The sequence below is a fragment of the Stenotrophomonas sp. HMWF003 genome, from assembly GCF_003061285.1.
GTDB lineage: Bacteria > Pseudomonadota > Gammaproteobacteria > Xanthomonadales > Xanthomonadaceae > Stenotrophomonas > Stenotrophomonas maltophilia_AP.
Window position 1 is genome coordinate 4,680 of the sequence record NZ_QAIW01000386.1, and the last position, 7,152, is coordinate 11,831.

Consider the following 7,152-nt stretch of genomic DNA (forward strand, 5'->3'; position numbering starts at 1 on the left):
AGCGCAGCATGGTGCTGTTTTCGCCCAGCAAGGACCAGGTGAGCCCGCGCCAGCTGGCCGACTGGATCGTCGAAGACCGCCTGCCGGTGCGCTTCCAGATGCAGCTGCACAAGCTGCTCTGGAACGACGAACCCGGCCGCTGAGGCCGGCTGGCGAGCGCGCGACGCCCGCGCGCCACGCCTCTTTTTCCCGTTTTCATCCCGGCGCGGGACAGCGTGCTGGCTCCCGCAACCCACCGGAAACACCCCTCATGAAAAAAGCAGTCGTCCTCCTGTCCGGCGGCATGGACTCCGCCGCCGTCATCGCCATCGCCCAGGAACAGGGCTTCGCCGTGCATGCGCTCAGCGTGCGCTATGGCCAGCGGCACACCTCCGAACTGGATGCGGCCGCCGCGGTCGCCCAGGCGCAGGGCGTGGTGGCGCACAAGACCGTCAACGTCGACCTGCGCAGCATCGGCGGCTCGGCCCTGACCGATGACATCGACGTACCCGAAGCGGGCGGGGAGGGCATTCCGGTCACCTACGTGCCGGCACGCAACACCATCATGCTGTCGGTCGCGCTGGGCTGGGCCGAAGTGCTGGGCGCCAGCGACATCTTCTGCGGCGTCAACGCCGTGGACTACTCCGGCTACCCCGATTGCCGCCCCGAGTTCATCGCCGCCTTCCAGGCCCTGGCCAACCTGGCCACCAAGGCCGGCGTCGAAGGCGCGGGCATCCAGGTGCACGCGCCGCTGCAGTTCCTGAGCAAGGCCGACATCGTGCGTGAAGGCGTGCGCCTGGGCGTGGACTTCGGCCTGACCGTGTCCTGTTACAACGCCGACGCCACCGGCGCGGCCTGCGGCCACTGCGATGCCTGCCGCCTGCGCGCGCAGGGCTTCACCGATGCCGGCGTGGCCGACCCGACCCGTTACGCCTGAGCGATAGATGGTTTCGCCTGAGCGCCTTGTGGGTTAGAATGCGCACCCCCGGCAGCGATGCCGGGGCATGTAATGGGCCGTTAGCTCAGTTGGTAGAGCAGAAGACTTTTAATCTTTTGGTCGATGGTTCGAATCCATCACGGCCCACCATTGCAGCAACGAATCAGGCGCCCACCGGGCGCCTTTTTTGTGGTCGGGCCCCTTCACTGCGTGCGCGGCACTATCGCCGCGCGACGGCACGGCCGGAGCTGAAAGGCGTGCCACTGCAGCGCAGCGCCTCTGTGCTACCAGCCGGACGGCGCGCCATCCTCATCGTCCACCGACATCCCGGTACAGCTGCGGACCCAGCCAAACAGCTGTGCAAGGTCCGCTTCGATGCTGGCAGGGTGAGCACTGATCTCCAGAAACACACGGTCGTCTTCCAGGAACAGGCGTACGTCGTAGCACCACGCATCCGCGCCCCTCGGCTCGGTGCCCACCAGGCGGAACTCATGCGCGCCAACACAGCTGGAAAACGTCTCAAGCCGGGTTATCTGCCGCTTCAGCCCGTCCCGATGGGACGCATACCACCCCCTGTCGTCAAACGACAGCACGAACTCCGCTGACATCCCCATCTCCTTGCTGCGGTGATGCACCCCGCTGGGAGCACGTCGCGGCCTGCCGCAGCGCTATATCGCCCCTTCCTGCGTGGCCTGATGGGCGCCGAGCACGCGTGGACGCAGGTCCTCCACCAGCCGCTTCCTGCTGCTGCGCGCGTACTCGGCAGGCGAGAAGGGCATTGCGGACTCGGCGTAATCATCGATCAACGCCAGCAGTTCGCCAGCTGCGATGCCGGGCGGAGCGGGGTCGCCTCCGTTGCAGGTCAACGCAACCAGGGTTTCCTGCAGCACCTCTTTTCGCGCAATGCCCTTGCCACTGGACGGGTCGGCGACGCACAGGCCGAATGTGCCGTTGAAGAAGTGGGGAAGCAGCGCGTCCACCTTTGCGTCCACCAAGCGCGCGTCGTCGCCGCAGGTGTGCAGATACGCCGCCAGTTCGCCCGCCAACGTCGAAAGCACGGCTGCGCGCTCCTCACCCACGGCGGCGTCTGCGGCGATGCGGACCCAGCGGGTGCATTCGGGGCGGAAGAACGCACCGGATACCAGCGAATCGGTGTCGATCGCTCCGAACGCGGCCGAGTGGATCGTCCCCGCGTTGCAACGGTACGTCGGCGCGGGAATGGCCTCGGCTGCAATCAGCGCGTCCAGACGTTGCACGGTGATGCCTGCCAGCGCAGCGCAGGTGGATGTGTCGACAAAGTGATCGCGCAGGTACGCATCCAGCAGCATGGGACCTCCATCAGGAAAAAGTTGTAGCGTACGGAGGGTAGTCGAACGCGCGCGCGCACGGAGGATCCGCCGCCTGCCCCTGCCGCATCAGCGGGCAACGCCCCCAAACCCTTTCCCATGCTTCGCAACACTGCTGCAAGTGTGACGGGAAGCGCAATGGATCTGAACAGCGTGGGCTCTAATTACAACGAAATTCAGCATGGAGGCGATTATGGTTGGGGTATGGCGGCGTGGTTGTTCGGTGATGAATCTTGACTCTTTCATACTGTTGAATTGCTCAGGGCACTGTGAGTAGCAATGGAGCTAAATCTTCTTCTCTCGCTGTATCGGGAGCTTCCCGAATTCATTGGCATCAGAATCACGCGCGTTGATCAGGCGAGTGCGTTTGGTGATATGCCGATGAACGTTGCTGCAACACGGGGCTCAATCGAGGAGCTCGAGACGCTGCTGGGTGCCGGTGCAGATGTGAATAGCGCTGGCGAGCATGGATACACTCCGTTGCACAATGCGGTCGAACAGGGCAAGTACGAAGCAGTGGAGTGGCTGCTGCGTCACGGCGCACACAGAGGAATAAGAAACGAAGCGGGAGAGACGCCGGGACAGTTGGCCTCTTTGCTTGGTGAGACAGAAATCGCGGCGCACTTGAGCGATAGAGAGTAGAGCCGAGGCCTTAGGGCGAACGCGCAGGTAGCAGGCATGCGCCTGCAGCGTGGCAAGCGTTACCCATTGGACATGTGGACAGTGCGCGTGGCGTGGGCGTGGATGCCGTAATCAACTGCGGTGCTCCGCCGCTGGATCAGGAGGCGCACAGTGTTCCGCACCCGTCGGCGCTGAACGCCACAACGGCCTGCTGGAGCAGTGCGGCGTCGTTTTCATCCATCTGCTTGCGCGCGTCTTTCAAGGCGTCGTGCACAGGCAGTCGCTGCGCCGGCTGCAGCATGCGCGCGTAGGGAGCCGCCGTCTCGGCCAGTGCGCGGACCAGGGTGTGCCTCAGCGCGCTATCGGCAGGCTGCGCGCGCATTGTCTCGAGCATATCCAGGTACTGGCGTTGCGCGTTGCGGCGCAGGGTATCGGTCCCGTCAGGTCCCAGCGCGGCCCGTTCGTCGGGCGTGGCAACCGTAAGCCATTGGTCCAACAGCGGCTGAATCCGTGCGCCGCAGCGCAGCAGGTAAGGCAGCAGCAGGTCCAGCTGTGGTTGGAAACGTTCTGCATTGCGGCGGTGAAGGCTTGCCTGCTCGCCGGGGTGGATGCGTACGGCGACGGGCATCGCGGCCAGTCCAAACTGCATCAGCCGGGTGGACACGGTTTTACCGTACTCGCACGCGTTGACCAGCAGGCCAAGATCGGCGGGTACGTAGTCCGGCGCGAGGATCGCATCGCGGTGGGTGATCGCCGCCAGCAACTGCATGGCGTCGGCGCTGTCCAGCTGCGTCGGCGCATTGGCAGCCTCGGCCGCCTGGATCAGGTGCAGGTAGTCGCGCGCGGCTTCGTACTGCGTCATGAACTGCGGCGGGATGTCGTTGGCCCTGGCGGGCGCCACGGCCAACAGCGCTGCAAGGAACGTTGCGCCAAGTGGCAGCGGTGTCCGTGCAGGCGCGCGCGACGCCCAACGTCGGGCGAATGAAAAAACTGGGGTGCCGCTCATCCGTGGCGCATTCCTGGGATCGATTCCGCACGCAGGGTAGGGAGCCGGGCGCATGCCGGCAACCGCGGGGACAATGCGCTGCGCGGCTTCCTGCCGGGGCGGAAGCCTCCCTTGCCTCCCACGGGGATTATGTATAGTCGGTTTTGTGATCAGGCGCGCGGTTTGGTGTTCAATCCGCGTGATAAAGCAGTAGGTGATTATTCCCTCCATTTACTCTGACGTATCCAAGGAAGGCGCCATGGCACGGAACTGGATTGTGATGGGAGACCCCACCAGCAGTGGCGGGCAGGTCATCACGGCATCGAATGAAACCGACATCATGGGAATGGGGGTTGCCCGGATAGGCGACAAGGCCACCTGCCCGAGGCTGCACAAGGGTATTTTCCCCATTATCGACGGGGATATCACGATCCTGGTGGATGGACAGCCCGTGGCCTTGCACGGTTGCGCGTTGGCCTGCGGGTGTCGCGTGCTCTCTGGCCAGCAGGCCAATGTCTTCGCTGAAAGTGGTGCAGCCGCGGGCAGCGCCGCTGGCGCAGGAACCGGCGCCGCCGCGGGGGCGGGACAAGCGGCGGCCGGCGCAGCAGGTGCCCTGAAAGCTGTGATGGCCTCGGCGGCGACGTTCGATCAGGCAATCCGCTTCGTTGGCAAAGGGGGGACGCCGTTGGCTGAGGTGCCTTACACCCTGCATCTGGCCGATGGCCGCACGGTATCTGGAACCACCGATGCCCAAGGAGAAACCACGCGCGTCTCGACAGAGCAGAGCCAGACCATCGTGCGCGCGGAACTGCGCGCGCCCGCACAACCGGTCGGTTGCTGCGCGCGCGTGGCGCCGGACGGCAGCGAAGACATGGAGGTTTTCGACGTCGACGGCGTGGTGACCACATCGGAGGCGCTGGGCACGTCGATCGCCCCGGTTACCGCGCCCGGCCACGAGCGCGGCCTGACGTCGGGAGAGATCGACATGGCCCGCCTGGTCTTTGGTGATGCAGTCGACTACGCCCAGGTGAAGGTCCACAACCACGGCTACTGGATGTTCTTCGGGTTCCAGAACAAGGACACCGCGGTGACACCCAACGGGGAGATGTATTTCCCGAAGGGTATCTACAAGGACGACTATTCGACCGACAGCGTCAGCTTCCAGCAGTTCTTCATCCATGAAATGACGCATGTCTGGCAGTACCAGCTCGGTTACAACGTCAAACTGGTCCGCGCGCCGCGCCCCAACATGAGCTACGACTACGTGCTGGATGAGATCCGCCTGTTCCCCGACTACAACATGGAAGCGCAGGGCGACATGTTGGCGGACTATTTTCTGGTGGCCTTCCGCGGCTCCCAGTCACGCATGAATAATGTGCGTTACCGTACGGTGCCCGATATCGGTGCGCAGCTCGAACGCACCCTGCAGCCCTTCCTTGCCGCTCGCAGTGACAAGAGCAACCTGCCCAGGACCACGCAATGAGCCGTCTGCATGTTTCCCTGCTGTTGATCGGCGTGCTGGTGCCGGGCCTGGCCAGCTGCGCCTCGCCCGCCGGCCGCTATCAGCAGGCGCTGGTCAAGGAGCAGCAGGGCGTTCCCTGTTTCGGCGTGCCCGCCGCCCGCGAAGGCGACGCGCCCGCGAAGATAACCGGGGTGTCGGTGATGGAGGTCGGTTCGGGCGGTGCGGCGATCTGGGAACGTGATTTCCTGCGCGATGGCCAGGCCGAACCCACGCTGGCCCCGGATCAATGCCTGCGCTACGGCGACGGTGGCACGTCACCACCGCCGCGCCTGCAGCCTGGCAAGCGCTACCAGGTGGAACTGTGGGGCAGTGCGCCGGCCAAGCGCGGGGCACCGCAATCGCGCTGGTTCAACGGGTACTTCTGCGTGGTGGATTCAGGCGGTGCACCGACGGTCAACGCCGTCCTGCAGGGCAGGGATGGCACGCTGCGCTGGGACGCGTGCGGGTCCGCTGCACAGCCAGTGGGCCGGGCCGGGCGCTGAGCGCGCGCCGAAGGTACAACGATTCCGACGTCCGGCAGGCCGCAACGGTGGACGCCCGGGCGCCGACTCTGGCTACAATCAAGTCATCCCGGTAGCTCCCGGGCGCTGACCAAGTGCCACACAGTGAAGATTCTCCTGACAGGAAGTTCAGGCCGGGTGGGGCGCGCGATCTTCGGCGCGCTGTCCGCACGGCACGAGGTGGTCGGGGTTGACCGCAGCCCCTTCAATACCACGCGGTACGTGGCCGATATCACCGATGTGCGCACGCTGCGCACGGCGCTGGTGGGCGTGGATGCGGTGATCCATTGCGCCGCGCTGCACGCTCCGCATGTGGGGCTGATGTCCGACACCGAATTTCATCGCATCAATGTGGAAGGTACCCGCACCCTGGCGATGCTGGCCCGCGATGCCGGGGTGTCGCGCTTCGTGTTCACCAGCACCACCGCGTTGTACGGCCATGCGATCGTGCCGGGGCGCTGCACGTGGATCGATGAGCGCACCGTGCCGCAACCACGCACGGTCTACCACCGCTCCAAGCTGGCGGCCGAGCACTGGCTGGAGGAGGCGGCCAGCCCCGGCTTCCAGGTGCGGGTGATCCGGATGTCGCGGTGCTTCCCTGAAACCGCCCAGCGCATGCTGCTGTATCGCCTGCATCGCGGCATCGACGTGCGCGACGTGGCCGATGCGCACGCGGCGGCCCTGCGCAACACCGGGCCCATGTTCCAGCGCTATATCGCCAGCGGCGCCACGCCGTTCGGCCCGGAAGACTGCGAACGGCTGGTCACTGAGCCGCGCGCGGTCCTGGCGCGGCGCTGCCCGCAGTGGCTGGCCGAGTACGACCGGCGCGGCTGGGCGCTGCCGGTGATCGACCGCATCCACGACGCCACCGCGGCCAGCATCGGCCTGGGCTGGCGTAGCCAGCGTGGCCCGGAAGCGGTGCTGGCGCAGCTGGACGAGCACTCCATCGAAGTGCTGCCGCATCCGATGCGCGACGCGGATTGCACGGTGGGTTGACCGCTGCGGGTCAGTGCCGGGCCAGGTCCGCGCCCACTTCATCCAGCACCCGTTGCGCGCGGGCGCGGGCCGGTGCATTGGCAGGCATGTCGATGGGCAGGTCCGGTGAGATGCCGGCCACTTCGTCGCTGCCATCGGCGCGCAGGCGCACGCAGTTCGGGATGCGCATGCGCAGCTGTGAGTGCGGCAAAACGCGCGGTGGCGGCGGACTCATGAAGCCGCAGCCGTAGCCGCCGGTCGTGCTGCCGACCACGCGTGCGATCCGG

General features: G+C 65.8%; 9 protein-coding genes, 1 tRNA gene and 1 pseudogene. 7 read left to right on the forward strand and 4 right to left on the reverse strand.

Annotation, left to right across the window (positions count from 1 at the left end; translation table 11 throughout):
* The 3 genes and pseudogenes from DBR34_RS23540 to DBR34_RS16560 all read left to right on the forward strand — a co-directional run.
* Positions 1-143 (forward strand): annotated as a pseudogene (locus tag DBR34_RS23540) (7-carboxy-7-deazaguanine synthase QueE); the annotation flags it as partial.
* Between the two features lie 107 nt (positions 144-250).
* Entirely contained in the window at positions 251-916 is a 666-nt protein-coding gene (queC, locus tag DBR34_RS16555; RefSeq protein WP_128097609.1) for a 7-cyano-7-deazaguanine synthase QueC, read from the forward strand.
* Positions 917-990: 74 nt separating this feature from the next.
* Positions 991-1,066: transfer RNA gene (locus tag DBR34_RS16560), tRNA-Lys, on the forward strand.
* A gap of 134 nt (positions 1,067-1,200) precedes the next feature.
* On the opposite strand, the gene DBR34_RS16565 is transcribed toward DBR34_RS16560, so the two are convergent.
* Both DBR34_RS16565 and DBR34_RS16570 read right to left on the reverse strand, forming a co-directional pair.
* Positions 1,201-1,524, reverse strand: a complete 324-nt coding sequence (locus tag DBR34_RS16565) for a hypothetical protein (RefSeq protein ID WP_219928322.1) — start codon at positions 1,522-1,524, stop codon at positions 1,201-1,203.
* A 60-nt stretch (positions 1,525-1,584) separates the two neighbouring features.
* On the reverse strand, positions 1,585-2,244 hold the full coding sequence (locus DBR34_RS16570) for a DUF6058 family natural product biosynthesis protein (protein WP_128097611.1): 660 nt from the start codon (positions 2,242-2,244) through the stop codon (positions 1,585-1,587).
* Between the two features lie 297 nt (positions 2,245-2,541).
* Here DBR34_RS16570 and DBR34_RS16575 point away from each other — a divergent pair, with 297 nt between their 5' ends.
* On the forward strand, positions 2,542-2,904 hold the full coding sequence (locus DBR34_RS16575; RefSeq protein ID WP_128097612.1) for an ankyrin repeat domain-containing protein: 363 nt from the start codon (positions 2,542-2,544) through the stop codon (positions 2,902-2,904).
* A gap of 136 nt (positions 2,905-3,040) precedes the next feature.
* On the opposite strand, the gene DBR34_RS16580 is transcribed toward DBR34_RS16575, so the two are convergent.
* Positions 3,041-3,889, reverse strand: coding sequence for a hypothetical protein (locus DBR34_RS16580; RefSeq protein WP_128097613.1), 849 nt, complete (start codon positions 3,887-3,889; stop codon positions 3,041-3,043).
* A 238-nt stretch (positions 3,890-4,127) separates the two neighbouring features.
* Here DBR34_RS16580 and DBR34_RS16585 point away from each other — a divergent pair, with 238 nt between their 5' ends.
* The 3 genes from DBR34_RS16585 to DBR34_RS16595 all read left to right on the forward strand — a co-directional run bounded on the left by DBR34_RS16585 (position 4,128) and on the right by DBR34_RS16595 (position 6,886).
* A complete protein-coding gene (locus DBR34_RS16585; protein WP_128097614.1) occupies positions 4,128-5,351 on the forward strand; it encodes a PAAR domain-containing protein in 1,224 nt (407 codons plus the stop codon).
* Positions 5,348-5,872: a hypothetical protein gene (locus DBR34_RS16590; protein WP_128097615.1), complete on the forward strand. Its 525-nt coding sequence runs from the start codon at positions 5,348-5,350 to the stop codon at positions 5,870-5,872. Before DBR34_RS16585 ends, DBR34_RS16590 begins: the two co-directional genes overlap by 4 nt.
* A 123-nt stretch (positions 5,873-5,995) precedes the next feature.
* Positions 5,996-6,886 carry an NAD(P)-dependent oxidoreductase gene (locus DBR34_RS16595; RefSeq protein ID WP_128097616.1) on the forward strand — a complete coding sequence of 297 codons (891 nt, stop codon included), beginning with the start codon at positions 5,996-5,998 and terminating at the stop codon, positions 6,884-6,886.
* A gap of 10 nt (positions 6,887-6,896) precedes the next feature.
* Here DBR34_RS16595 and DBR34_RS16600 read toward each other — a convergent pair.
* Positions 6,897-7,152: hypothetical protein (locus tag DBR34_RS16600; protein WP_219928323.1), on the reverse strand; the 256-nt coding region annotated here is incomplete at its 5' end.